Raw genomic sequence first — 25797 nt, 5'->3', positions numbered from 1 at the left:
GGCGTGTCTCCTGGAGGAATATCAGCACAGGCTTGAGATGCGCCGCGCTCCGACGGAGCAGCGGCGCAAGCCTGCCGGCCGGCGTCGCCCGGTTCGAACGACCGGGGCGGGCTGCGGGGCGTTCACGTATGGCGCGGGCGGGCGCCGGTATGAACGGGCCCGCAGGCCATGCCGGACCGGAGACGGCGGCGCGCGGGGGAAAGCCCGCAAGCCGCCGCAGGGGAGTCGATCAGAGACCGACGTCGGGCAGCGCCGGGCGCGTTTCGAGCGCCTTCGCGACGATGGCCTTCACTTCCGCGAGCGTGTCGCCCTGCAGCGCGAGGCGCGGCGGACGCGTGATCGCGCTGCCGCGGCCGACCAGCTCTTCGCACAGCTTGATGCACTGCACGAGGTCGGGGCGTGCGTCGAGGTGCAGCAGCGGCATGAACCAGCGATACAGCGCGAGTGCTTCGTCGAAGCGCTTCTGCTTCGCGAGGCGGAACAGCGTCTCGCCTTCCTTCGGGAACGCGTTCGACATGCCCGACACCCAGCCTTCGGCGCCGACGGCAATGCTCTCGACCACGACGTCGTCGAGGCCCGCGAACAGCACGAAGCGGTCGCCGACCGCGTTGCGCAGGTCGATGAAGCGGCGCGTATCGCCCGACGAATCCTTGAAGCAGACGATGTTCTCGCAATCCTGCAGTGCGATCAGCACGTCGGGCGTCACGTCGTTCTTGTAGATCGGCGGGTTGTTGTAGACCATCACCGGCAGGTCGGTGCTGGTTGCGACCGCGCGGAAGTGCGCGGCGGTTTCGTGCGGCTTCGCCGAGTAGACGAGGGCGGGCATCACCATCACGCCGTCGACGCCGACGCGTTGGGCTTCACGCACCGTGTTGCGCGCGAATTCGGTCGTGAACTCGGCGATGCCGGCGATCACCGGAATCTTGCCGCCGGCGGCGTCGCGTGCGGCTTCGATCACCTGGAGCTTCTCGCTCGTCGACAGCGACGTGTTTTCGCCGACCGTGCCGCAGACCACGAGGCCCGATACGCCGTCGTTCACCAGGTTCTTCACCACGCGGTGCGTGGCATCGATGTCGAGGGAAAAGTCCGGCTTGAACTGGGTGCTGACGGCCGGGAAAACCCCGGTCCACTGAATGGCGTTTCGGCTCACTTCAATCTCCTACGTGTTTGTATCGGTCGGCCGACGAGGTGTCGGTGTGCAACCAGTATCGCCGCGCAAATGCCCATCACGCTTGAGTCGTATCGCGGAGCAAAATGACGAAATCGGCACAGCGGCCGGACGGCGCGGGAAGGGCGCTTCGCACTATGCCGATTTCGTCGTCGTCCTCATCGAAAAGCCACAAGCGGACGGACGCGCGACGGAGGAAGCTATGCTCCTTTCCCCACTTCGGACGGCTCATGATGAAGCGCATCCAGATCATCGATTCGCACACGGGCGGCGAACCCACTCGGCTCGTCGTGTCCGGTTTCCCCGCGCTCGGCAGCGGCACCATGGCCGAGCGTCGCGACGTGCTCGCGCGCGAGCACGACCGTTACCGCACCGCATGCATTCTCGAACCGCGCGGCAGCGACGTGCTGGTCGGCGCGCTGCTGTGCGAACCCGTGTCGCCCGAGGCGGCGGCCGGCGTGATCTTCTTCAACAATAGCGGCTATCTCGGGATGTGCGGGCACGGCACGATCGGCGTCGTGCGCACGCTGCACCATATGGGGCGCATCGCGCCCGGCGTGCACCGGATCGAAACGCCCGTCGGCACCGTCGAGGCGACGCTGCACGACGACCTGTCGGTCAGCGTGCGCAACGTGCCCGCGTATCGCCATGCGAAGGGCGTCGCGCTCGACGTGCCGGGTTACGGCCCCGTGAAGGGCGACATCGCGTGGGGCGGCAACTGGTTTTTCCTGATCAGCGACCACGGGCAGCGCGTGGCCGGCGACAACGTCGCGGCGCTCACCGCGTATGCATCGGCCGTGCGCGAAGGGCTCGAACGCGCGGGCATCACCGGCGCGAACGGCGGCGAGATCGACCATATCGAGCTGTTCGCCGACGATCCCGAACACGACAGCCGCAGCTTCGTGCTGTGCCCGGGCCTCGCCTACGACCGTTCGCCGTGCGGCACCGGCACGAGCGCGAAGCTCGCGTGCCTCGCGGCCGACGGCAAGCTCGCGCCGGGCGCCATATGGCGGCAGGCGAGCGTGATCGGCAGCGTGTTCCAAGCGAGCTACGAGCAGGCCGAGGGCGGCATCGTGCCGACGATTCGCGGCAGCGCACACCTGAGCGCGGAAGCGACGCTGCTGATCGAGGAAGACGACCCATTCGGCTGGGGTATTGCGCCGTGAGTGACACGAAGGCGGATGTCGTCGTGATCGGCGCCGGCATCGTCGGCGCGGCGTGCGCGCACGAACTCGCGCAGCGCGGGCTGCGCGTGCTCGTCGTCGACGACGCGAGCGGCGGGGCAACCGGCGCGGGCATGGGGCACCTCGTCGCGATGGACGACAACGCGGCCGAACTCGCGCTCAGCCATTACTCGATCGAACTGTGGCGCGCGCTGAGCGGCGAGATGCCCGAAGGATGCGCGTACCGCAACTGCGGCACGTTGTGGCTCGCCGCCGATGCGCACGAAATGGATCTGGCGCGCGCGAAGCAGGCGACGCTGGCCGCGCATGGCGTGGCGGGCGAACTGATCGACGCGGCGACGCTCGCGCGACTGGAGCCGATGCTGCGTGCGGGCCTCGGCGGTGCGCTGAAGATTCCCGGCGACGCGATCCTCTATGCGCCCGTCACCGCGAACTGGCTGCTGCAGCGCGCGCCGCGCATCACGTTGCGGCGCGACCGGGCCGTCGCGGTCGATGGCCCGAGCGTGACGCTCGCGAGCGGCGACACGCTGCGCGCGGAACGGGTGGTCGTCGCGAACGGCGTTGCCGCGCGCACGCTGCTGCCCGAGCTGCCGCTGCGCCCGAAAAAGGGCCATCTGCTGATCACCGACCGCTATCCGGGCCAGGTGTCGCACCAGCTCGTCGAGCTGGGTTATGCGGCGAGCGCACATGCGAGCGACGGCACGTCGGTCGCGTTCAACGTGCAGCCGCGGCCGACCGGCCAGTTGCTGATCGGTTCGTCGCGCCAGTTCGACACCGAGGATGCGCAAGTCGAGCCGCCCGTGCTCGCGCGCATGCTGCGCCGCGCGGTGGGCTATCTGCCTGACCTGGCCGACCTGAACGGCATCCGCGCATGGACGGGGTTCCGTTCCGCGAGCCCCGACGGGCTGCCGCTGCTCGGCGAGCATCCGGCGCGGCCGGGCGTGTGGCTCGCGGTCGGGCACGAAGGGCTCGGCGTGACGACTGCGCCGGGCAGCGCGCGGCTCGTCGCTGCGCTGATGGCCGGCGAACGGCCGCCCATCGATATCGAACCGTATTTGCCGGGACGCTTTCTGAGCGCGTCCCTCGTAGCCGGAGCGCTGACATGAAACGACCCCCACGCTCACTTCGCTCGCGGTCGACCGGAGCTGGCGCTTCAGCACTGACTCCGGTCCCATGCACGGCGCCCCCCGCGGGGGCGGTCAGCCTCCTTGGGGCGGCCCGGCGGAGGCTGACATGATCATTCATCTGGACGGCCGCCCGTTGACGGTGGCCGACGGCGCGACCGTCGCGGCCGCCGTCGCGGCGAGCGGCGACGACACGACGCGCGTGTCGTGCACGGGTGCGGCGCGTGCGCCGTTTTGCGGAATGGGCATCTGCCAGGAGTGCAGGATGACGATCGACGGCCGCCGCCGGCTGGCTTGCCAGACGCTGTGCCGCGACGGAATGCAGGTGGAGCGCACGCGATGAAACAGGAACGACTGAGCGTCGACGTCGCGATCGTCGGCGCGGGGCCGGCCGGGCTGTCGGCCGCGCGGGCCGCCGCGCGTAGCGGTGCGACGGTTGCGATCGTCGACGACAACCCGCGCGCGGGCGGGCAGATCTGGCGGCAAGGCGCAACGGCTGCGCCGACGCCGGCCGCTGCCGAGCGGCTCGCCGTGTTGCGGCAGCCGAACGTCACACATCTCGCGGCGACGCGCATCGTCGCCGAAACGCAGCCGGGCACGCTGCTGCTCGAAGACGACGAACGCGGGCTGCTGCTCGATTTCCGCACGCTGATTCTCTGTTGCGGTGCACGCGAGCTGCTGCTGCCGTTTCCTGGCTGGACGTTGCCGGGTGTCACCGGCGCGGGCGGTTTGCAGGCGCTGATCAAGTACGGCCTCGACGTGCGCGGGCAGCGCACGGTGATCGCGGGCAGCGGGCCGCTGCTGTTGGCGAGCGGGGCGACGGCCCGTCAGGCCGGCGCGCGCGTGTCGCACGTGCTCGAACAGGCCGCATGGGGCGACGTGGCCGGTTTCGGGGCAGGGCTGTGGCGCTGGCCGTCGAAGCTCGCGCAGGCCGCGAAGCTCGTCACCACCGCCTATCGGCCTGATTCGCATGTCGTCGAGGCGTTCGGCGACAAGCGGCTCGAACGCGTGCGGATTCGTCAGGGCGATCGCGAATTCGACGTCGACTGCGACCGGCTCGCGTGCGGCTTCGGCCTCGTGCCGAACACCGTGCTGCCGAGTCATCTCGGCTGCCGGATCGACAACGGCGCGGTGGCGGTCGATGCGCACCAGCGTACGAGCCGCGATGGTATTTTTGCGGCGGGCGAGTGCACGGGCGTCGGCGGCAGCGAGCTGGCGATGGTCGAAGGCGAAATCGCCGGTTTGGCGGCGACCGGGCAGACGGCGCCGTTGGCTGCGCTGGTTACCCAGCGGGCGAACTGGCAGGTGTTTGCCGATGCCGTGCGCGAGCGCTTTGCGATCCGGGAGCCGATCCGCCGGCTCGCGCGGCCCGACACGTTGCTGTGCCGCTGCGAGGACGTGCGTTTCGATGCCGTCGCGCAAGCGCCGGGCTGGACGGCCGCGAAACTGCAATCGCGTTGCGGGATGGGTGCGTGCCAGGGCCGTGTGTGTGGTGCGGCCGCGCAGACGCTGTTCGGCTGGACACCGCCAATGCCGCGCACGCCGCTCGTGCCCGCGCGGGTCGGCACGCTGATGCTGGATGGCACCGCATCCTGCGACGGCGCGTGACGCGTCGCGGCAACACGGCAACACGGCAACACGGCAACACGGCAACACGGCCCGGTTGACACCGGGCCGCGCCATTCATTCCACCTTCACTTTTTCCCATCCGCCGACCTGCGGGGCCGCACAGGCCCGCAGACACTCGATCGTCGCGGCCACGGCCGCGCGATTCGCGCTGTCGGGGTGCCAGTACATCGACACCGCGCCCTGGCCCTCGAGCTGCATCGGCAGGATCCGGATCGCGTTCAATTGCGCGAAGCGTTGCGCTGCACGATGCGACGCCACGCCGAGCAGGTCGGTGTTGTTCAGCAGCGTGAGGTTGAGGATCGACGAATTCGATTCGACGCAGTGCGGCGGCCGCACGCGGCCGGCGGCCGACAGTGCGGCCTCCAGCGCGTTGTGCACGGGCGTGCCTGACGGCCATACGATCCACGAGTAGGCGAGCACGTCGTCCCAGCCGACCGACGTCGCACCGGCGAGCGCATGGCCGGGCCGCGCGACGAACACGACCGGATCGACATACAGCGCTTCGGCATGCAGCAGCGGATCGACGGATGTCGACCCCGAGCGGCCCACGACGATATCCAGTTCGCTGCGTGCGAGCTGCGGCATCAGCTGGTTCATCGTGCTTTCGGTGAGCCGCACCTGCGCGCGCGGCATCCGTTTCAGCAGTTGCGACACCGCGAGCGGCACGGTGTCGGCCGCCGCCACGCCCGACGTGCCGATCGTCACGAGGCCGCTGCCGCCTTCCCGCAGCGCGGCCATGTCGTCGCGCGCGATGTCGAGCTGCGCTTCGACCCGGCGTGCATGCTCGATCAGCGCTTCGCCGTACGGCGTCGGCCGCAGGCCGCGTGCATGCCGCTCGAACAGCGGCAGCCCGACGTCCTCTTCCAGTTCCTTCAGCCATTTCGACAGCGCGGGCTGCGTGGTCGCGAGCGCGACCGCCGACTGGCTCAGATTGCCGGTGCCGGCAAGGCTCAACAGTACCTGCAGATGCCGCAGTCGCAGCCGGTGGGTCCAGTCCATCGCATGCCTCGTCGCGAGTAGGTATATCCATAAACATATGGATCAGATGATTTGACCATTTTACCGGGTATGCCTGGGTCGAATATAAATCCGCTAACGGACTGCAGCACGGTTCCCGCCCCGACATAGCGCCGACGCCGATCGGCCGACTCCAAGGAGACATCATGACGACCCACCCGGACGCGTCGCGCGCCGCCTACTACGCACGGATCGCCGAGCAACGCCTGGCGCCGCTGTGGGAATCGCTGCACAACCTCGTGCCGACATCCCCGCAGCCGGCCGCGCAGGCCGCGATCTGGAAGTACGCGCAGGTGCGCGATCTCGTGATGCAGGCCGGCAGCGTGATCAGCGCGGAAGAGGCCGTGCGTCGTGTGCTGGTGCTGGAGAACCCCGGGCTGCCCGGCAAGTCGAGCATGACGCCGACCCTGTACGCGGGCCTGCAACTGATCCTGCCGGGCGAGATCGCGCCGAGCCACCGGCATACGCAGTCGGCGCTGCGCTTCATCGTCGAAGGGCGTGGCGCGTGGACGGCGGTGAACGGCGAGCGCACGACGATGCATCCGGGCGACTTCATCATCACGCCGTCGTGGGCATGGCATGACCACGGCAACCCGTCGGAGGAAGCGGGCGGCGAGCCGGTCGTGTGGCTCGACGGGCTCGACATCCCGCTGCTCGCCAACCTCGACGCGGGTTTCGCGGAGAACTACCCGGAAGCCGTGCAGCCGGTGAATCGCCCGGAAGGCGACAGCTTCGCGCGCTTCGGTCACAACATGGTGCCGGTGCGGCATCGCGCGAGCGATCCGACGTCGCCGGTATTCAGCTACCCGTATGCCCGCACCCGCGAAGCGCTCGACGCGCTGTACCGGAACGGCGAACTCGACGCGTGGGACGGCGTGAAGCTGCGCTACGTGAATCCCGTGACGGGCGGCTGGCCGATGCCGACGATCGCCACCTTCATGCAGTTCCTGCCTGCCGGTTTCGACGGCCGCACGTACCGCAGCACCGACGCGACGATCTACTGCGTCGTCGAAGGCAGCGGCACCGCGCACATCGGCGGCAACGCCTTCGAATTCGAGCCGCACGACATTTTCGTCGCGCCGTCGTGGGTGCCCGTGCGGCTGTCGGCGTCGTCCGACAGCGTGCTGTTCAGCTATTCCGACCGGCCTGTGCTGTCCGCGCTGAACCTGCTGCGCGAAGCGCGCGACTGACGCCGGCCGGTTTCAACGTTTCGTTTCCTTTTTCCGTGCGCCGTCGCTGCGGCGTGCCCCCTTCATTCGTATTGACGCTGGAGCCATTCATGACTTTCGTTTTCCCGCCCGAAGCGCCCGTGGCGCTCCCCGTCGCCGGCAGCGACGCGCAGTTCGCGGTGCGCCGTGTGTATTGCGTCGGTCGCAACTACGCGGCCCATGCACGTGAAATGGGCTTCGATCCCGATCGTGAGCCGCCGTTCTTCTTCTGCAAGCCGGCCGACTCGATCGTGCCGGTCGCGTACGGCGACACGCTCGATCTCGCGTATCCGTCGCAGACGCAGAACTATCACTACGAAGCCGAACTCGTCGCGGTGATCGGCAAGGGCGGTTCGGACATCTCGCTCGAGCGCGCGCTCGAACACGTGTGGGGCTACGCGGTCGGCCTCGACATGACGCGCCGCGACCTGCAGATGAAGATGCGCGAGATGGGCCGGCCGTGGGAGATCGGCAAGGCATTCGACCGCTCGGCGCCGATCGGGCCCGTGCATCCGGCGAGCGATGTCGGTCACTTCGAGCAGGGCGGCCTGTGGCTGACCGTCAACGGCGCGACGAAGCAGAAGAGCGACGTGTCGCACCTGATCTGGTCGGTCGCGGAAACGGTGGCCGACCTGTCGAAGTTTTTCCGCCTCGAACCGGGCGACGTGATCTTCACGGGCACGCCCGAAGGTGTCGGCGCGGTGGTCGCGGGCGACGTGATGAAGGTCGGCGTCGAACGGCTCGGCGAACTGACCGTGCGCGTGGTCTGACACATCTTCCCCGAAAGGCGACATCGTGCAACTGCATAGCTTCTTCAACAGTTCGACGTCCTACCGGGTGCGCATCGCGCTCGCGCTGAAAGGGCTGCCGTACGACACGCTGCCGGTGAACATCCGCACCGGCGAGCATCGCGAGGCGTCGTACGTCGCGAACGTGAACCCGTCAGCCGCCGTGCCGGCGCTGGTCGATGGGGATTTCCGTCTCGGGCAGTCGCTCGCAATCCTCGATTACCTCGACCAGATCCAGCCGACGCCTCGACTGATTCCGCTCGAACCGCACCATCGTGCCCGCGTGCTGGAACTCGCGACGCTGATCGCATGCGACATCCATCCGGTCAACAACCTGCGCGTGCTGCGCTATCTCGACGGCGAACTGAAGGTCACGCCGCAGCAGAAGACCGCGTGGTACCGGCACTGGATCACGGAAGGGATGGCCGGCGTCGAGCGGCTGCTCGCACGCGCGGACGAGGGCCCGTGGTGCTTCGGCGACACGCCGACGCTGGCCGACGTGTGCCTCGTGCCGCAGGTCGCGAACGCGTTGCGGATGGATTGCGACCTGAGCGCGTATCCGCGCAGCCTCGCGGTATATGAACACGCGCGGCACGAGCCGGCATTCGAGGCCGCGCAACCGCAGCGGCAACCGGATTACGTCGCGTAACACGAAGCAGGAGACACACATGGGCGAGACAAAAGACAAAGGCCGGCGAGTGCTGGTGATCGGCGGCGGCATCGGCGGGCTCGCGACGGCGCTCGCGCTCGCGCGCCAGGGCATCCGCGTGAAGCTGCTCGAACAGGCAGATCAGATCGGCGAGATCGGCGCGGGGATCCAGCTCGCGGCGAATGCATTCAACGCGCTCGACGCGCTGGGCGTCGGCGAGGCTGCGCGCAGCCGGGCGGTGTTCACCGACTGGCTGCAACTGATGGATGCGGTCGATGCGCGCGAGGTGGTGCGCATCGATACGGGCGCCGCGTACCGTGAGCGCTTCGGCAATCCGTATGCGGTGATTCATCGCGCGGACATTCACCTGTCGATCTACGAGGCGGTCAAGGATCATCCGCTGATCGAATTCCGGACGAGCACGCAGGTGTGCGGCTTCGAGCAGGACGGCAAAGGCGTGACCGTGACCGACCAGCATGGCGAACGCTATCGTGCCGATGCGGTGATCGGCTGCGACGGCGTGAAATCCGCGATCCGTCATGCGCTGATCGGCGACGCGCATCGCGTGACGGGCCACGTCGTGTATCGCGCGGTGGTCGACGTCGACAACATGCCGCGGGACCTGCAGATCAATGCGCCGGTCGTGTGGGCCGGCCCGCATTGCCATCTCGTCCACTATCCGCTGCGCGGCGGGCGGCAGTACAACCTCGTCGTCACGTTCCACAGCCGCGAGCAGGAAACCTGGGGCGTGCGCGAGGGCAGCAAGGAGGAAGTGCTGTCGTACTTCGACGGCGTCCATCCGCTGCCGAAGCAGATGCTCGATCGGCCGACGTCGTGGAAGCGCTGGGCGACCGCCGATCGCGATCCGGTCGAACGCTGGAGCGAAGGCCGTGCAACGGTGCTCGGCGACGCCGCGCATCCGATGACGCAATACATCGCGCAGGGCGCGTGCCAGGCGCTCGAGGATGCGGTGACGCTCGGCGCGGCCGTGGCCCGGACCGATGGCGACTTCGAGGCCGCGTTCGCGCTGTATGAACGCGTGCGGATTCCGCGCACCGCGCGTGTGCTGTATTCGGCGCGCGAGATGGGGCGGATCTATCACGCGAAGGGCGTCGAGCGGCAAGTGCGCAACGGGCTCTGGGTCGGCCGCACGCAGGCGCAGTTCTACGATGCGCTCGACTGGCTGCACGGCTGGCGCGCGGAGGATTGCCTGAAGTCCGTCGCGTAACGCGGCGCGGTTGGCCCGATTCCGGCGGCGCGCATTTCAACGACACGACGCGCGACCGCCTTCCTGGAGGAGACACCATCATGGCCGATACGCTGTCCATCGACGTCAGCGAATGGATCGACCGGCATCGCGTGGCGCCGTTTCAGGCCGCGATCGTCGTCCTGTGCTTCCTGATCGTCGCGATCGACGGGTTCGATACCGCATCGATCGGGTTCATCGCCCCCGTCATCCGTGCGGAATGGGGCCTGTCGCCCGCGCAGCTCGCACCGGTATTCGGCGCGGGGCTCGCCGGGCTGATGGCCGGCGCGCTCGTGTTCGGGCCGTTCGGCGACCGGTTCGGCCGCAAGCGGCTGCTGCTCGCCTGCGTGGCGTGCTTCGGCATTGCGAGCGCCGCGTCGGCGAGCGCGGGCGGCCTGACCGAGCTGATCGCGTGGCGCTTCGTGACCGGGCTCGGGCTCGGCGGCGCGATGCCCAATGCGATCACGCTGACGTCCGAATACTGCCCGGCGCGGCGCCGTTCGCTGCTGGTGACGACAATGTTCTGCGGCTTCACGATCGGCTCCGCGCTCGGCGGCCTTGCGGCTGCGTCACTGATCGAACACCACGGCTGGCGCTCGGTGCTCGTCGTCGGCGGCGCCGCGCCGTTGCTGCTCCTGCCGGTGCTCGCGTGGCGGCTGCCGGAGTCGGTGCGCTATCTTGTCAATACAGGCGCGGCGCGCGAACGGATCGCGGCGATGCTCGGTCGTATCGCGCCGGATCCGCAACTTCTGAGCGCGTCGTTCATCGCGCCCGCCGGCAAGCCGGCCGGGTCGCCGCTCGGCCGCCTGTTCAGTGCCGACCTGCTGCGCGGCACGTTGCTGCTGTGGCTGGCGTTCTTCATGAGCCTGCTCGTGATCTACCTGCTGTCGAGCTGGCTGCCGACGCTGCTGCGCACGACCGGCGCGACGCTGCAGACGGCCGCGCGCGTGACCGCGATGTTCCAGATCGGCGGCACGCTCGGCGCGATCGTCCTCGGCGGGCTGATGGACCGTTTCGATCCGCATCGCGTACTGGCCTGCAGCTATGCGGCGGCCGGCGTATTCGTCGCCGCGATCGGCGTGTTTGCCGCATCGCCGTGGGGCGCCGCGCTCGCCGTGTGCGCGGCCGGCTTCTGCGTGTCGGGTTCGCAGGTCGGCGCGAATGCGCTGTCGGCCGCGTTCTATCCGACCGAGTGCCGCACCACCGGCGTGAGCTGGGCGAACGGGATCGGCCGTGGCGGCTCGGTCGTCGGATCGATGGCAGGCGGCGCGATGCTCGCAATGGGCGTGCCGTTGTCGACTGCGTTTGCGGTCGTCGCGGCGCCGTGCGTGATCGCGGGGATCGCGGTGCTGGCGCTCGGCGTGGTGCGTGCCGATGCGGCGCGCATGCCTGCCGCGAAGGCGATTGCGGGCGAGCAGGCCTGAGCGAAGGCGGGGGCAAGGCCGCCTGTCGGCAAGCGGCGGGAGCTTCATTATATGAATTGATATAATATTTATTCTTTAATTGTCATCCCGCGCCAATGAACGACGATCTTTCCGCCGGGTTGCCGGAACCCGACCCGATGCGCGCGGCCGCCGAATCGGCCTGCGCGCTGCTCAAGGTGATGTCGAATCCCGACCGGCTGCTGCTGCTCTGCGAACTGTCGCAAGGCGAGCGGTGCGTCAGCGATCTCGAGACAGCGCTGGATATCCGCCAGCCGACCCTGTCGCAGCAGCTCGGCGTGTTGCGGGACAACGCGCTGGTTCGCACGCGCCGCGACGGCAAGAACATCCACTATTCGCTCGACAGCCCGGCCGCGGTCGCGGTGATGGGCGTGTTGTACGAACAGTTCTGCGGCCCGGCCGCGAAGGGGCGGCGTGATGCAGCTTGATGCGCTTCATTTCACGCCGTGGCTGTCGCTGGCCGGCGGCGTGCTGATCGGGCTCGCGGCCGCGTGGCTCGTCGCATTCAACGGCCGGATTGCCGGCATCAGCGGCATCGTCGGTGGTCTGTTCACGGCACGTGCCGGTGAGCGCGACTGGCGCGCCGCGTTCGTCGCCGGGCTGATCGCCGCACCGGTCGTGATGCATGTCGCCGGAAACAACCTGACGCCGCAGGTCGACGCAGGGTGGTTCGACTTGGTGGCGGCTGGGCTGCTGGTCGGCGTCGGCACGCGCTATGCGGGCGGCTGCACGAGCGGCCACGGCGTGTGCGGGATGTCGCGTGGTGCGTTGCGCTCGGTGGTCGCGACGGTGGTCTTCATGGTCGCGGGCTTCGTGACCGTCTTCGTGCGACGGCACGTGCTGGGAGGCTGACATGCAGGCAGGATTCGCGTTTCTGGCGGGGCTGCTGTTCGGCGTCGGCCTCATCGTGTCGGGCATGGCCAATCCGCAGAAGGTGCTGGGTTTTCTCGACCTGGCGGGCCGCTGGGATCCGTCGCTTGCGTTCGTGATGGCCGGCGCGACGGGCGTGGCCGTGTTCGCGTTCGCATGGGCGAAGCGCAGGGCGCGGACGTGGCTCGGCTTGCCGATGCAGTTGCCGGCCGTGCGGGCGATCACCGTGCGGCTGGTTGCCGGAAGCGCCGTGTTCGGTATCGGCTGGGGGATCGCCGGGTTCTGCCCGGGGCCCGCGATCGTGTCGATCGGCTTCGGGTCGGCGAAGGGGATCGTGTTCGTCGTCGCGATGCTGGCAGGGATGGCGGTGTTCGAGTGGGTCGAGCGGCGCAGGAGCGTACGGTGATGTCGTGATCGTCGCGTAGCAGGTAGGGCGTGACGGTTGAACCGGTCAAAGTCGGTTGATTCGTATGAGCGCGGTCGAACCGGATCGCGCCAGACTTTTGCTGAATGATGCGGTGTCAGCCTGACGCGCCTCTGTGACGCGACAAATCGCCATTTCAGGAATGCTCGCGCACGTGATGGCCACGGCGTATCCGCCCGGACAGCCGGCGCAGGATCGTGCGCCATGCCGCGAGTAAGCCGGATTGTTCGTTCGGTTCCACGACCGTCGTACTGACCGAGCCCGTGCCGCCGGCCGACAGCGCCACGTGGCCGGCCGTCTCGAGCGTCAGGCATTCGCCTTCGTCGAGCAGGCGGCGAATGTGCTGCGGCGCGTCGGGCAGCCAGTCGAGCCCACCGTGGCGCAGCGTGACCGCCAGCGCGCCGTCCAGCACGATCACCTGGCTGCCCTTGTCGAACCACGCAAAGTGGCTTTGTCCGGCGTCGAGTCGGATGTGATGCGTCTGCATGGCGATTCCCTTTCCCGGTTGCGCGGCCTCGCGACGGCGAGGCGACAGCGTGCGATCAGGTTAGGGAAACGGGCACCGGCACGACAGATTCAGGGGCCGGGAATCTGTTGCGGTGCAGACGACGATTTTGCGTCGCTGTATCGGTGGGTTTCCCCGGAATCTGTATCTGGCGTGCGATCGGCCGCGCGGGCACGATCGGCTGCATGACGCCTTTCACCGATTCATCCCGCCCGCCGTTGCCCATGGACGGCGAGCCGCTTTACGAACGGCTCGCCGAGCACTACCGCCGCATCATCGCGGCCGGCACGCTGTCGCCCGGCGACCGGATGCCGTCGGTGCGCGCGTTCATGGCACAGCATGGCGTGAGCCTGTCGACCGCGATCCAGGCGTTCCGGCGGCTCGAGGATACCGGCTGGTGCGAGGCGAAGCCGCGCTCCGGCTACTTCGTGCGGCGCCGCGCGTCGGCCGCGCTCGAAACGCTGCCGGAAAGCGACGGGCCGCCGCTGAGCGTCGAGCCGCCGTTCGCGGGCCTGCACGAACGCGTGTCGCGCGTGATCGACCGTGCGAACACGGCACCCGATGCGCTGAACCTTGGTGGCGCGTCCGCGCTGGCCACGCTGTATCCGGCCGAGCGCCTGCAGGCGCTCGCAATCCGGCTGTTGCGGCGCAAGCCCACCTTGCTGACCGACGCGGGGCCCGTCGGCGGTTCGCCCGAATTCCGGCAGACGATGGCCAAGCGCGCGCTGTCGTATGGCGTGACGGTGACGCTGGACGACGTGATGTCGACGAGCGGCGGCGTCGATGCCGTGAATCTCGCGTTGCGCGCGGTCGCGCGCCCCGGCGACACGATCGCGATCGAATCGCCGGCTTTCTTCGGCTTGATCCAGTTGCTCGAAAGTCTCGGCCTGCGCGCGCTCGAAATCCCGGCCAGCCCGACGACCGGCCTGTCGATCGAGGCGCTCGAAGTGGCGCTGACCGCGTACCCGGACATTCGGGCCGTGGTCGTCGTGCCGAACCTGCAGAACCCGCTCGGCTGCGTGATGCCCGACGAGCGCAAGGCGGCGCTTGTCTCGCTCTGCTCGCGCCATGGCGTGGCCGTGATCGAGGACGAGCCTTATCGCGAGCTCGTCGAGGCGCCGCAGCCGGTCAAGCCGGTGAAGGCATGGGACCGCGACGGCACGGTGATCTACTGCCCGTCGTTCAACAAGGTGCTGGCCCCCGGGATGCGGCTGGGCTGGATAAGCGCGGGGCGCTGGCACGCACGCGTGAAGATGCTGAAGTTCGCGCACAGCCGGCACAACGCCGCGTTGCTGCAGGCCGTTGCCGCCGAATTCGTCGGCTCGGGCGCGTTCGATCGCCATCTGCATCGGTTTCGCGAACAGTTGCGCGTGCAGCGCGACGTGACGATCGATGCGATTGCGCGGCATTTCCCGGCCGGAACCCGGATGAACCAGCCGCCGGGCGGGATGCTGCTGTGGATCGCGCTGCCGGACGGCGTGCGCTCCGAGGCGCTGTTCGACGCCGCGTTGACGCACGGAGTCAGGATCGCGCCCGGCTCGATCTTCTCGAATTCCGACCGCTTCGACGGCTATATCCGGCTCGCTTGCACGCGCGTGTTCGATGCGGCGCACGAAGCGGCGTTCGAAACGCTCGGCCGCCTCGTACGGGAAGCCATGGCGGCCACGTAAGCGTGGTGGCGACCGGCCGGGCTTGCGAATTCGCAAGGCCCCCGGCTTTCCGGGCCACCGACACGGCCAGCCGCCGCCATTTCATCGGCTGGCCGAGTGCGTGGCGAGGTGCTGGCGGATCAACGACAGGTAACGATCGCCGACCGAGAAATCGCGTGCGGCGCGCGGCCTGTCGGCCTGGCGCAGCGTGGCCGGTGCGCTCATGCCCAGATACCGGCATACGGCCGACGGGAAGGGCTTGCGCGTATGCCCGAGCTGGCGAGCCGCGCGCTCGACGCGGGCATCACCGACCTGAGCGCGGAGCCACGCCAGCACTTGGCGATCGGCTTCGTTGACGATACGGACCAGATGTTCCATCGCGCACCTCACTGTTCATAAATACAGTACTGTAAATATAACCAGCGTTTGCGGCGACCGCAAGCGGATGCGTCCAGGCTGGCCGTTCGGCCAGGTCAGCGAGCCGGCACGGCGGTTCGCGTGATCCGGCCAGCAGGGGCAGCGGGTGCAACAGGGGCAGCAACCTTCGTATAGCGCGCGTCGGTCAGCGTGCCGAGGAACGCGACGATGTCGTCGATTTCCGCGTCGCTCAGCGCGGGCGGCGTGCCCGGCCGGCGGTTCATCGGCGTCGAGTTGACGTTGATGTTGCCGCGGTAGGCGGCCGGCACGTCGTCGAACGTTCTGGCCCCGTGATACCAGAAGCCCGGGTCGGTCGAGCGCGTGTTGTAGAACGCGACCGCGTCGCGCAGCGTCGAGAACACGCCGTTGTGCATGAACGTCTGTTTGATCGCGACGTTGCGCAGCCCCGGCGTGCGCAGGTAGCCGCACCATTGCGTCGGCTCGGGCCAGCGCAGCCGCCGTGCGGTGTCGCACAGCCCGTTGTCGAAATGGCGCGGATCGCGGTTCGCCGGCAGCGCGCGGTTGCGCGGCACGGCGATCGCGTCGTAGCCGAAATCGGTGAAGAGCGAACGTTCCGGGCGGTTCGACGTCTCCGACAGCGTATGGCAGCTCATGCAGTTGCCCTTGTCGGGATTCCGGAACAGCGCGAGGCCGCGCATCTCGGCCGGCGCGAGCGGTTTGCGCGTGCGCAGGAACACATCGAAGCGCGACGTGAACGGCGCCATTTCGTCGCTCTGCAGATAGGCCTCGACGGCCACGCCCAGCGCACGCACCAGTTGCTCGGGATCGCGCCGCACCGGCGCGCCGAAACGTGCGGCGAGATCGGGCGCGAGTTCGGTCGCGTCGACCTTGCGCAGCAGCGCGGCCGGCGACCGGTTGTTCATCTCGTTCGGATCGAACAGCGGCCCGCGGATCTGCTCGGCGAGCGTATCCGCGCGGCCGTCGCTGAACAGGCCGCCGAACGGCGACGGCGCAGGCGCGTCGTCATCCTGGTAGAAGTGGCGGCGCGGCACGTAACGCACATAGAGCAGCGACGGTGCGTTGCGCTGGCTGAAACGCCCGGGCCGGCTGCCTTCCGGCACACCGGGCCCCGCGAGCGAGGCGGCCGACAGCGTCGGCGCGAACGCGCGGCCCGGATCGTGGCAGCCCGCGCACGACATGCCGCGCGGCTCGGACAGCCGCGGATCGAAGAAGATCCGGCGGCCGAGCGCGACGAGCGTCGGGTCGGGCGCGAAGCGCGCGGTCGCCGCATCGATCTTGCCCGTCACCTGCGGCGTGCGGTTGCCGATCGTGTCGACGACTCGCGAAGGCGGCGCGCCGGGGAGCAGGACCGTTTCGGCCGGTGCGGCGTGGGCCGTGAGCGCCAGGCCCGCGAATACGGCCGTCGTGGCCAGCGTGCGCAGCGTTTGCAGGCCGCGCGCATGGCGGCCGTCACATCGAACCACTTCACTCACGGCGCAATGAATCCCGTCTTGTCGCAGGCGAGCGTCGTGCCCGACTGGTTGCACGACGCGAGCAGCTTGCCGGCTGCCGAGTATGCGTGGAACACCCAGCCGGTCGCCGGGGCGGCGCGACGTTCCATGATCAGGAAACCGAAGCTGTTGTTGTGCGACAGCCGTTCGATCACGGCGCCCGGTGCGGGCGTCAGGCCGGCCGGGAACGGGTCGGGCAGCGCGACGTCGAGATTGTCGCCGCCGTTGCCGGACACGATCGTCGCCGGATGCCCGGACGAGAAGTTGATCGCCTGGAAGTCGTGCACGTGGCCATGCAGCGCGACGTGCACGCCGGGCGGGTAGTACGCCTGCGCGTTGAGGCTCGACATCACCGACTGCAGCGCGAGGTTGCCCGGCGCGGGCGTGCTGCCGGCGATCGGCGCGAACGCGAGGATCGGATGGTGGTTCGTGAAGATCGTCGTCGTCATGCCGGCCTTCGACGCGAGCGCGGCGACCGTCTGGAACTGCTTCTGGTAGATGCCGAATTGCGCGTCGGTCGTCTTGAGCGGCGTGCGGCCGACCTTCGCGGTGTCGAACACGATCACCTGCGAGCCGCCGCCGAGCGATACCGCATAGGGTTCCGAATAGTTCGCGTTGTTGTCGTTGGCCGGATCGTCGCACGAGCGCGCGGCCGAATACGGGCGCGGATCGAGGAAGCGGAACCAGCCTTGACCCGCCCGCGCGCATTCCTCGTGATTGCCGCGCACGACGACCCACGGCGCCTTCGCGAGCAGCGGGGCGGCCGGACGGAACAGGTCGGCCTGCCACGTATCCCAGCCATAGCCCCACGGGCTGTCCTTGCAGCCGGCGATGTCCGGCGGGCACGCGTTCTCGCGATAGTGGTAGTCGCCGATGTGCATCACGAGGTCGGGCGACAGCTTCGCGACGCTGGCCGCGATCGTGTCGAACGGCCACACCGATGCGTCGTTGCACGCCTGCCACGCGTTGTCGGCTTTCTTCATGCGGCAGCCGGTGTCGGCGATGATCGCGATGCGTTGCGGCTGCGCCTTCGGCAGCGGCAGCGTGCGGCCCGCGACGCTTGCCGCCTGCGCGCCGGCCGGCAGCGTCATCTCGCAGACGGACACCGGGAAGCTCGACGGCTTCGAATCGGACGGATCGCTGGCGGTCGGCCGCTGGGCGAGGGTCGCGGCGCCCGCGCGCACGGACATGCGCGACAGCTTGCCGTCGACGGTCAGTTGCGGGCACAGCGGATCGCCGGCCGACGCGGGCGTGTAGTTCGTGATGACGCGCGCGATCGCCTGGTTCGACTCGCCGATCTCGACCCATGCGGCCTGGATGTTGACCGACGCACTCGCCGGATCGGCCGGCGAATCGATGTGGTTCGAGCACGCTGACAGCACGGCGAGGGCAGCAAGGGGAGCGCAGCGCACGAGCAGCGTGCGCGTGAGGAGTCGTCGCATGGGAGGCACCGTAGGAAAGTCGTCAACGATACGCAGCGCGAATGTAAGAAATATGAAAAGACGGGGGCGCTTGCATACGGGCCGGGCGTCGACATCGCGATGGCAGGTCGCGGCCGGAGGGCCTTGACTTCAAGCCGGCTTGAAGCAGCAAAGTGCGAGGCACGATCAAAGAACCAGAAGGGGGATTCGACGATGGAAACCAGCCAGCCCAATGACGAACAATCCGCGCTCTGGAACGGCCCGTCGGGGCGTGCCTGGGTCGACACGCAGGCGCCGATCGACCGGATGTTCGAGCCGCTGGAGAACTTGCTCGTGGATGCGGCGGCCACGTCGTCCGCGCGCAGCGTGCTCGACGTCGGCTGCGGCACGGGCGCGGTCACGCTCGCGATCGCGCGGCGGCTCGGTGCAGATGTGAAATGCACGGGCATCGATATCTCGGCTCGGATGATCGACGCCGCGCAGGCGCGCGCCGAACGCAGCGGCGTTCACGTCAGTTTCGTGCGCGCGGATGTGCAGACCCACGCGTTCGAGCCCGCGAGCGTCGACCTGATCGTGTCGCGCCTGGGTGTGATGTTCTTCGACGATCCGGTCAGGGCGTTCGCGAATCTGCGGCATGCGGCGCGGCCGAATGCGCAGATGCGGTTCATCGCATGGCGCAGCGCGGCCGACAATCCGTTCATGACGATTGCCGAGCGGGCCGCCGCGCCGTTGCTGCCGAACCTGCCCGCACGGCGGCCCGGCGCGCCGGGACAATTCGCGTTCGGCGACCAGCAGCGAATTGCGTCGGTGCTGTCGGACAGCGGCTGGGCGGACGTTGCGATCGAGCCGGTCGATCCGGCGTGCGCGCTGCCTGCTTCCGCGCTGGACGACTACATTTCGCGGCTGGGCCCGGTCGGGCTGGCGTTGCTGGAGGTGGACGAGGCAACGCGGCGGCGCGTGGTCGACACGATGCGTGCGGCGTTCGCGCCTTACGTGGAGGGTGCCGATGTGCGCTTCGACGCAGCATGCTGGCTCGTGACGGCGCGGGCACCGTCCGCGTAACGCGTTGCGGTAGAGCGGTGGGTCAAGGAAGGGCCGGCCGGTTTGCCCCGCGCGTGGCCGTTCGCGCGGGACGAAACCGGGCCGCGTGACGCACGCGCGTCAGTGTCGCCGCGCGCGCAGCATCAACCACGCGCAACCGCCGGCGACCAAGGCGAGACCGAGGAGGACGGCTTCGACGCCGAGTGCAAACCCGGGCGGCATGTCTCCGGTGTCCGGCATCGGCGACAGGTTGATGCCCATCGCGATGGCGCCGCCGGCGAGCAGCGCCGCGCAGACGATCCAGTAGACCTTGCCGCGTGGCGCCGCGGCCCGGATTCGCCACAGCGCGATGCCGGCGCCGCCGAGGTAGAGCACGGCGAGCGTGCCGAGCGCGATGACGTCGGAGGCGCGGCTTTGCAGGAGTCCGGTCATGGTGCGGCTCCATCGTGGATGGCGAACCGCCCCGGCGTGGCAAGGGCGGCGTTCATTCGGCCTCCGTCGCATGCCCCGGCGCGCGGCTCAGCAGATGCGTACGCTTGTCGGCCGCGAGCGACACGTAGCGTTCGTACTGGCGCAGCACATCGGCAATCACTTCGTCGCCGCGCAGGTATTCGACGTCATAGCCGAGCCGCCCGTCCTCGAAGAACGTGACGATCCCGTACACGTGTGCCCGTTCCGCTTCCGGCTCGGCTGCCTCGCGCACCAGGAACGCGGCCGCGGATTTCACGGTCACGCGCGCGCCGTACACGAAATCGCGGTGGTCGGCGGTCGGCACGGTGAGCCGGACGGCATCGTCGCTGTCGCGCTGCACGTTCGCATCGACACCGCTCGCGCGCAGCTCGTCGGCGACCTTGCGCAACGCGGGCTCGACCGTCTCGGCGACGAACTGGCGCGCTTCGGCTTCGGTCGTCTGCCGCAGGATGTGCGTCAGGCGGTGGCGCCAGTGCTGGCCGGTCCAGAAGCTCGTCGCGGGCGCGACGTCCTGCGAATAGTGCACGCGGTCGGCCGCGAGCCCGCGCCACAGCCCGTAGCAGAGCGCGAGCATGATGATCGCCACGGGAAGCGCGGCGATCAGCGTCATCGCCTGCAACGCGCCGAGCCCGCCGGCGACGAGCAGCACCGCGGCCGTCACGCCGAGCAGCGCGGCCCAGAACAGCCGTTGCCACACGGGCGAGTGCGCGTTGCCGCGCGTCGCGATCTGGTCGAGCACGAACGCGCCCGAATCGGCGGACGTGACGAAGAACACCGCGATCAGCACGATCGCGACGATCGACAGTCCTTGCGATAGCGGCAGGAAGTCGAAGAAGCGGAACAGCAGCGCGTCGACGTTGGTGGCCGTCTGCGCGAGCGCGCCGGCCGCGCCGTGCGTATCGAGCCAGATCGCGCTGTTGCCGAACACGGTCATCCACACGAGGTTGAACGCGGTCGGCACGAGCAGTACGCCGATCACGAACTGGCGGATCGTGCGGCCGCGCGAGATGCGCGCGATGAACATGCCGACGAACGGCGACCACGACACCCACCACGCCCAGTAGAGGATCGTCCAGCCGCCGAACCAGCCTTCCTCGCGCGGCGACGCGTACGCATAGGTGCGGAACGACAGGTCGACGAGATGCGACAGGTACTGGCCGATGTTGTCGCCGAGCGCGCGCAGCAGGAACGACGTCGGTCCCGCGACGACCACGAATGCGAGCAACAGGAACGCGAGCAGCAGGTTCAGCTCGGATAGCCGCCGCACGCCCTTGTCGAGGCCACTCGCGGCGGAAGCACCCGCGAGCAGCACGACCAGCACGACCAGCCCGATGCGGAACGCGTTGCCGCTGGTGTCCCAGCCCACGACCGTGTGCAGGCCGGCGCTGATCTGCATTACGCCGTAGCCGAGCGTCGTCGCGATGCCGGCGACCGTGCCGACCAGTGCGAACGCGTCGACCGTGTGGCCGATCCAGCCGTTGATGCGCTCGCGCAGCACCGGATACAGCCCCGAGCGCAGCGTCAGCGGCAGGTTGTAGCGGAACCCGAAATACGCGAGCACGAGCCCCATCAGCCCGTAGATCGCCCACGCATGGAAGCCCCAGTGGAAGAACGTCATCAGCATCGCCTCGCGCGCGGCGGCGGGCGTGCCGGGGTCGACGGTCGGCGGCTTCAGGAAATGCTGCATCGGCTCACCGACGCCGAAGTACATGAGGCCGATGCCCATGCCGGCCGCGAACAGCATCGCCGTCCACGACACGAAGCTGAATTCAGGTTCGGCGTCGTCGGGGCCGAGCCGGATGTTGCCGAAGTCGCTGGCGGCGATCAGCACGAGAAACACGAGGAAGCCGGTGACGGCGAGCACGTAGAACCAGTCGAAGCGTGCGATGACCCATTGCTGGCCGGAGGAGAACAGCGCGCCGGCTTCGCTCGGGTGCAGCGCGCACACGACGAGCAGTGCGCCGATGACCGCGAGCGCGGGCAGGACGACCTGCGGCTTGAACGTCGTGCGGGGCGAGGGACGGGAATCTGGCATGACTGGCATCCAGTTGTGGGCGCAACGAGGCGCGACGCCGCCCGGCGCGCGTGTCGCGCGTCGGACCCTGATACGGCGTGCGTCGAGTGTACCGCGGTGTCAGGACTGCAAGAAGGGGCATGCAGAAGAGATGAACCTGACGAATTGTAAGGTATCGAAGGGGCCGAGGAAACCCGCGCGGTTCGCACGGCGGGCGGACGAGCCGCTTAAAACGACGACTGCCGTGTGCCGGGCGCCCGGGCAGCACGCGTGGAATGCGCGAAATGCGTGTCGCCCGGGGCAGGGGCAGCGCGCCGAAGGCGCTGCCGCGAGGGTTCAGAACGTGACGGCGATCCCGGCCATGCCGACGAACTGGCCGTGCGTCGTCGACGGCGTGAGCTGCTGCGAATCGCCGACGATCGGTGCCGCGTCGATCACGTGGCCGGCGCCTTGCGCACCGAGCGTCTGTCCGCTCGAATGCGTGTACGCCTGCAGCGCATAGAGCGTCGTGCGCTTCGACAGGCTGTACGACTCCTTCAGCGAAACCTGCTGGTAGCGGGCCGCACGGTTGATGCCGTTCGCCTTCGACGCGAGCGTGTACGCGAACGCGCCGGCCACCGAGAATACCGGCGTGAAGCGGTACGCGGCGAGCGCGCCGTAGGTGTTGAACACGGCTCTATCCGTGAACGCGGAGCCGTTGCCGGGCAGGTACTTCACGTTCGAGTAGTTGAGACCCATCGTCAGGTCGCCGAGCGTGTAGTTGCCGGCCGCCGCGACCTGCTCGACGGCCTTCGCGGTCAGGTAGCCCTGGTTCAGCACGGATACCGCGAAGCTGCCCGACGCGGCGGTCGCCGGATTCAGAAAGCCCGCCGACGAGCCCGAGCTGTTGATGCGCAGGTAGCCGGCCGCGATGCCGATCGGCCCGTTCGCATAACGCAGCGCGGCGCTGAACGTGTTGCCCTTGCCGGTCGCGCCGGCAATGCCGCCGAATGCATACATCGCGCTCGCGGTCAGCCCGGCGAAGGTCGGCGACGTATAGGTAACCGAATTGTTCACGCGGATCGTCGTGTCGAGGCCGTCGATGTCGCCCGGATGCGCGCCCGTCGCGCCGGTCAGCCAGCTGCTCGACGCGTACGGGCCGACGAACAGGAAGTACGGCGTGTACTGGCGGCCGGCCGTCATCGTGCCGTAGCGATCGTTGCGCAGGCCGACGAACGCCTGGCGATTGAAGATCAGGCCGGCAGCGGATTGCGCGCCGTTGTTCAGGTTGAAGCCGGACTGCAGGTCGAAGATCGCATGCGTGCCGCCGCCGAGATCCTCGTCGCCGCGCAGCCCGAACTTCGACGCATACAGGTTGCCGTCGCGCATGTAGACGTTCGAGTGGCCCTGCTGGTTGTTCACGTACGCGAGCGAATCGTCGACGACGCCGTACAGCGTCACGCTGCTCTGCGCGTGGGCGGCGGTCGTGCCGAGTGACGCGGCCGATAAAATCAGGATTGCATATCGATTGGCGGGTGCTTTCATTGACGATCTCCAGATCTCTTCATCTTTTCAAGGTGGGCGGGAGGCTCGGTCGCCTCCTCTGTGGCGGGCGGCGGGCCGCGTGAACGGCCCGTCTTGCGTGGGTGACGCGGTTCAGCTGTCGAATGCGACGACGAGGCGGCGCCATGCGCCATCCTGCGCATCCAGCTCGACGTGCGCGCCGCGTACGGCGACCGGGCCTTGCAGCGACGCGGGCAACAGGATCTCGACGCGGTCGGCCGGGCGTGCCGGGCGGCCGTCCCAGCGCACCGATACGCCGAGCGCGCCCGACGCTTCGCGGCCGGTCTCGATGCGCCACAGCCCGTATTCGCCGTCGCGCCATGCTTCCGTCTCGCCGTCGTCCTCGACGCATTCGCCGTAGGCGACGCCGTCCTCGATGCGCGGCGCGACGAGGAAGCCGCGCGTGTCGGCACGCGCGCCGAAATGCTGTTCCGCGACGTTCAGCGGCAGCACGCGGCCCTCGCGCAGCAGCATCACCGGCGAGTCGAGCGGCGCGGGCAGCGTCACGCTCGCGCCGCCGTCGAACGCTTGCGCGCTCGCGCAGCACATCCAGCGCGCGCCCGACGGCAGGTAGACGGTGCGCGCCGTCAGGCCGGGGTCGACGACCGGCGCGACGAGCAGCGCGTCGCCGAGCATCATGTCGTCACATTCGTCGTAGCAGCGCGCATCGCCGGGGAAATCGGCGAAGGTCGGCCGCAGCACGGGCTCGTAGCGCGTCGTCGACAGCCACAGCAGGTGATAGAGGTAGGGCAGCAGCCGGTAGCGCTGCTTGATCAGCGACGCGATCTGCGCGGTGATCTCCGGATACATCCACGGTTCGTTGACGGTGCCGTCGTCGTTCCACGAGTGGATGCTGAAGCGCGGCATGAAGATGCCGAACTGCACCCAGCGCAGCAGCAGTTCCGGCGACGGCGCGGGCCCGGAGAAGCCGCCGATGTCGTGACCGATGTTCGACACGCCCGACAGTGCGAGCCCGAGGCCCATCTTCAGGTTGTAGCGCAGGGTTTCCCACGACGTATAGTTGTCGCCGGACCAGGTCTGCACGTAGCGCTGCATGCCGGCGCCGCCGGAGCGCGACACGAGGAACGGCCGCCGCGCCGGCGCATGCGCGCGCTGCGCGTCGCGCGACGCGCGCATCATCAGTATCGTCTGCAGCACCTTCGCCTCGCGCGCGGGAAACGGCTGGCCGAAGCCGTGCGCGATCGCGTCGGGCGACCAGATCTCGTACTCGTTGTTGTCATTCCAGGTCGACTCGATCCCGTATTCGAGCAGCGCCGACGTGACCTGCTCGCGCCACCAGCGGTACGCGTCGGGCTGCGTGAAGTCGAGATACGCGCCGACCTCGTCCCAGAACTGCACCCATGCCGGCTCGCCGGACGCCGAGCGGATCAGCAGCCCGCGCGTGGCCGCGTCTTCGAATGCGGGATGGTCGCGCAGCAGGCACGGCTTGATGTTCGCGCACAGGCGGATGCCGTGGTTGCGGTAATGCTTCACGAAGCCCTTCGCGTCCGGAAACTTGTCGCGGTTCCAGTTGAACACGTAGCGCTTCGCGCCGATCGACGTATAGCCCGACGACAGGTGGAACGAATCGCACAGGATGTCGTGCGTGTCGCATTGCTCGACGAACTGGTTCATCTGCTGCTGCGCGTCCGGCGCATCGGTGTAGCTCATCGTCGAGCCCGAATAGCCGAGCCCCCATTTCGGCGTGCGCGCGGGGCGCCCGGTGAGCCACGTGAAGCGCCGCGCGGCCGCGAGCGGCGTGTCGGGCGACGCGATGAAGTAGTAGTCGAGATCGCCGTGCTCGGCGACGAAATAGCGGTACGGGCCGTGATAGTTGTCGAGCTCGCGGCCCATGTCGAACGTGCAGTCCGACAGCGTGTCGTAGAACAGCCCGAACCCCTGGCAGGCAGCGGGCGACCATGTGATGTAGAACGGAATGTGCTTGTACAGCGGGTCGGTGTGCTTCGCGCTGTAGCCCATCGCGTCGATGTTGCGCATCTCGAAGCGCGCGCCGGTGCGGTCGAGCTCGCCCGCGCGTTCGCCGAGGCCGAACACCTTGTCGCCGCGCTCGCGGGCGACGTAGTGATACGCGCGATCGTCCCACCAGCCGAAGTTGTACGCCTGCGTCGCACGGTCGGCGAGTGCGACGCGCCACGTGCCGTCCGCGCCGCGCATCGACCACGTGCAATGGCCGCCTTGCCGGCGGACCGCGACGCGAATCTGCGCGGTCTCGATGCACACGGCATCGTCGTCTTCGACGAGCGTATAGGCGGGCAGCGCGAAGCCGTCGAGATCGAGGCGGTCGCGCCCGTCGAGCGGCACGTCGTCGAGGCCCGGCGCGATCGACCACGTGCGCGGGTTGCGTGCCGTCGCATCGGGCAGCACACGCACCCGCACGATGTCGTCCTCGAGCACGAAGATCTCGACGGTTGCGCCCGCCTCGGACGCGAGCAGCACACGGTTCGCGTGCTGGCCGGCGACGCGGAACACGGGCGGATGAAGAAGCGAAGTCATGA

24 protein-coding genes are annotated in these 25797 nt (G+C 68.7%); 14 read left to right on the top strand and 10 right to left on the bottom strand.

The window, feature by feature from the left end:
* Positions 1-229: 229 nt before the first annotated feature.
* Positions 230-1150, bottom strand: coding sequence for a dihydrodipicolinate synthase family protein (locus tag F3J15_RS08845; RefSeq protein ID WP_006484863.1), 921 nt, complete (start codon positions 1148-1150; stop codon positions 230-232).
* Between the two features lie 251 nt (positions 1151-1401).
* Here F3J15_RS08845 and F3J15_RS08840 point away from each other — a divergent pair, with 251 nt between their 5' ends.
* The 4 genes from F3J15_RS08840 to F3J15_RS08825 all read left to right on the top strand — a co-directional run bounded on the left by F3J15_RS08840 (position 1402) and on the right by F3J15_RS08825 (position 5084).
* Positions 1402-2334: a 4-hydroxyproline epimerase gene (locus F3J15_RS08840; RefSeq protein ID WP_166889851.1), complete on the top strand. Its 933-nt coding sequence runs from the start codon at positions 1402-1404 to the stop codon at positions 2332-2334.
* Positions 2331-3458, top strand: a complete 1128-nt coding sequence (locus F3J15_RS08835; protein WP_166889832.1) for an FAD-binding oxidoreductase — start codon at positions 2331-2333, stop codon at positions 3456-3458. Before F3J15_RS08840 ends, F3J15_RS08835 begins: the two co-directional genes overlap by 4 nt.
* A gap of 127 nt (positions 3459-3585) precedes the next feature.
* Positions 3586-3819 (top strand): 2Fe-2S iron-sulfur cluster-binding protein, encoded by a 234-nt coding sequence (locus F3J15_RS08830; RefSeq protein ID WP_069251340.1) that lies wholly within the window; start codon positions 3586-3588, stop codon positions 3817-3819.
* The gene (locus tag F3J15_RS08825; protein WP_166889830.1) at positions 3816-5084 is read left to right on the top strand and encodes an FAD/NAD(P)-binding oxidoreductase; all 1269 of its coding nucleotides are present in this window, start codon (positions 3816-3818) and stop codon (positions 5082-5084) included. The genes F3J15_RS08830 and F3J15_RS08825 overlap by 4 nt, the downstream gene beginning before the upstream one ends.
* Positions 5085-5159: 75 nt before the next feature.
* On the opposite strand, the gene F3J15_RS08820 is transcribed toward F3J15_RS08825, so the two are convergent.
* A complete protein-coding gene (locus F3J15_RS08820; protein ID WP_166889827.1) occupies positions 5160-6104 on the bottom strand; it encodes a LysR substrate-binding domain-containing protein in 945 nt (314 codons plus the stop codon).
* Positions 6105-6268: 164 nt separating this feature from the next.
* Between F3J15_RS08820 and gtdA the strand changes: the two genes are divergently transcribed.
* The 8 genes from gtdA (at position 6269) to F3J15_RS08780 (ending at position 12731) form a co-directional block, all read left to right on the top strand.
* Positions 6269-7312 carry a gentisate 1,2-dioxygenase gene (gene gtdA / locus F3J15_RS08815; protein WP_166889825.1) on the top strand — a complete coding sequence of 348 codons (1044 nt, stop codon included), beginning with the start codon at positions 6269-6271 and terminating at the stop codon, positions 7310-7312.
* Positions 7313-7401: 89 nt separating this feature from the next.
* Positions 7402-8100, top strand: coding sequence for a fumarylacetoacetate hydrolase family protein (locus tag F3J15_RS08810; RefSeq protein WP_069251344.1), 699 nt, complete (start codon positions 7402-7404; stop codon positions 8098-8100).
* 25 nt (positions 8101-8125) lie between these two features.
* On the top strand, positions 8126-8767 hold the full coding sequence (maiA, locus tag F3J15_RS08805) for a maleylacetoacetate isomerase (RefSeq protein ID WP_166889822.1): 642 nt from the start codon (positions 8126-8128) through the stop codon (positions 8765-8767).
* A 19-nt stretch (positions 8768-8786) separates the two neighbouring features.
* Positions 8787-9995 (top strand): 3-hydroxybenzoate 6-monooxygenase, encoded by a 1209-nt coding sequence (locus F3J15_RS08800; RefSeq protein ID WP_166889819.1) that lies wholly within the window; start codon positions 8787-8789, stop codon positions 9993-9995.
* A gap of 80 nt (positions 9996-10075) precedes the next feature.
* Complete coding sequence (locus F3J15_RS08795; protein WP_166889816.1) at positions 10076-11437, top strand: aromatic acid/H+ symport family MFS transporter; 1362 nt, start codon at positions 10076-10078, stop codon at positions 11435-11437.
* Positions 11438-11532: 95 nt separating this feature from the next.
* Positions 11533-11883: a metalloregulator ArsR/SmtB family transcription factor gene (locus tag F3J15_RS08790; protein ID WP_166889814.1), complete on the top strand. Its 351-nt coding sequence runs from the start codon at positions 11533-11535 to the stop codon at positions 11881-11883.
* Complete coding sequence (locus F3J15_RS08785; RefSeq protein ID WP_166889849.1) at positions 11873-12307, top strand: YeeE/YedE family protein; 435 nt, start codon at positions 11873-11875, stop codon at positions 12305-12307. Before F3J15_RS08790 ends, F3J15_RS08785 begins: the two co-directional genes overlap by 11 nt.
* Position 12308: 1 nt before the next feature.
* Positions 12309-12731 carry a DUF6691 family protein gene (locus tag F3J15_RS08780; protein ID WP_166889811.1) on the top strand — a complete coding sequence of 141 codons (423 nt, stop codon included), beginning with the start codon at positions 12309-12311 and terminating at the stop codon, positions 12729-12731.
* 154 nt (positions 12732-12885) lie between these two features.
* Here F3J15_RS08780 and F3J15_RS08775 read toward each other — a convergent pair whose 3' ends face one another.
* Positions 12886-13236: a hypothetical protein gene (locus F3J15_RS08775; RefSeq protein WP_166889809.1), complete on the bottom strand. Its 351-nt coding sequence runs from the start codon at positions 13234-13236 to the stop codon at positions 12886-12888.
* 203 nt (positions 13237-13439) lie between these two features.
* Between F3J15_RS08775 and F3J15_RS08770 the strand changes: the two genes are divergently transcribed.
* Positions 13440-14924 (top strand): PLP-dependent aminotransferase family protein, encoded by a 1485-nt coding sequence (locus tag F3J15_RS08770; RefSeq protein ID WP_166889806.1) that lies wholly within the window; start codon positions 13440-13442, stop codon positions 14922-14924.
* A gap of 81 nt (positions 14925-15005) precedes the next feature.
* Here the strand turns inward: F3J15_RS08770 and F3J15_RS08765 are convergent, their stop codons facing one another.
* The 3 genes from F3J15_RS08765 to F3J15_RS08755 form a co-directional block, all read right to left on the bottom strand.
* Positions 15006-15281, bottom strand: a complete 276-nt coding sequence (locus F3J15_RS08765) for a hypothetical protein (protein WP_034191604.1) — start codon at positions 15279-15281, stop codon at positions 15006-15008.
* Positions 15282-15376: 95 nt separating this feature from the next.
* Positions 15377-16714 (bottom strand): cytochrome c peroxidase, encoded by a 1338-nt coding sequence (locus F3J15_RS08760; RefSeq protein WP_240158813.1) that lies wholly within the window; start codon positions 16712-16714, stop codon positions 15377-15379.
* Between the two features lie 56 nt (positions 16715-16770).
* Positions 16771-18234, bottom strand: a complete 1464-nt coding sequence (locus tag F3J15_RS08755; RefSeq protein WP_166889803.1) for a metallophosphoesterase — start codon at positions 18232-18234, stop codon at positions 16771-16773.
* A gap of 192 nt (positions 18235-18426) precedes the next feature.
* Here F3J15_RS08755 and F3J15_RS08750 point away from each other — a divergent pair, with 192 nt between their 5' ends.
* A complete protein-coding gene (locus F3J15_RS08750) occupies positions 18427-19275 on the top strand; it encodes a class I SAM-dependent methyltransferase (protein ID WP_166889800.1) in 849 nt (282 codons plus the stop codon).
* A 99-nt stretch (positions 19276-19374) separates the two neighbouring features.
* Here F3J15_RS08750 and F3J15_RS08745 read toward each other — a convergent pair whose 3' ends face one another.
* The 4 genes from F3J15_RS08745 to F3J15_RS08730 form a co-directional block, all read right to left on the bottom strand.
* A complete protein-coding gene (locus tag F3J15_RS08745; protein ID WP_166889799.1) occupies positions 19375-19686 on the bottom strand; it encodes a hypothetical protein in 312 nt (103 codons plus the stop codon).
* Positions 19687-19738: 52 nt separating this feature from the next.
* Complete coding sequence (locus F3J15_RS08740; RefSeq protein ID WP_166889796.1) at positions 19739-21760, bottom strand: BCCT family transporter; 2022 nt, start codon at positions 21758-21760, stop codon at positions 19739-19741.
* Positions 21761-22075: 315 nt separating this feature from the next.
* On the bottom strand, positions 22076-23263 hold the full coding sequence (locus F3J15_RS08735) for a porin (RefSeq protein ID WP_166889793.1): 1188 nt from the start codon (positions 23261-23263) through the stop codon (positions 22076-22078).
* Positions 23264-23374: 111 nt separating this feature from the next.
* Positions 23375-25795, bottom strand: a complete 2421-nt coding sequence (locus F3J15_RS08730) for a glycoside hydrolase family 31 protein (RefSeq protein WP_166889790.1) — start codon at positions 25793-25795, stop codon at positions 23375-23377.
* Positions 25796-25797: the final 2 nt, after the last annotated feature.

It is taken from the genome of Burkholderia sp. Ap-955 (assembly GCF_011753045.1).
GTDB classification, from domain to species: domain Bacteria; phylum Pseudomonadota; class Gammaproteobacteria; order Burkholderiales; family Burkholderiaceae; genus Burkholderia; species Burkholderia lata_D.
Note: the sequence above shows the minus strand (reverse complement) of the source record. Positions and strands in the feature narration are given on the sequence as shown.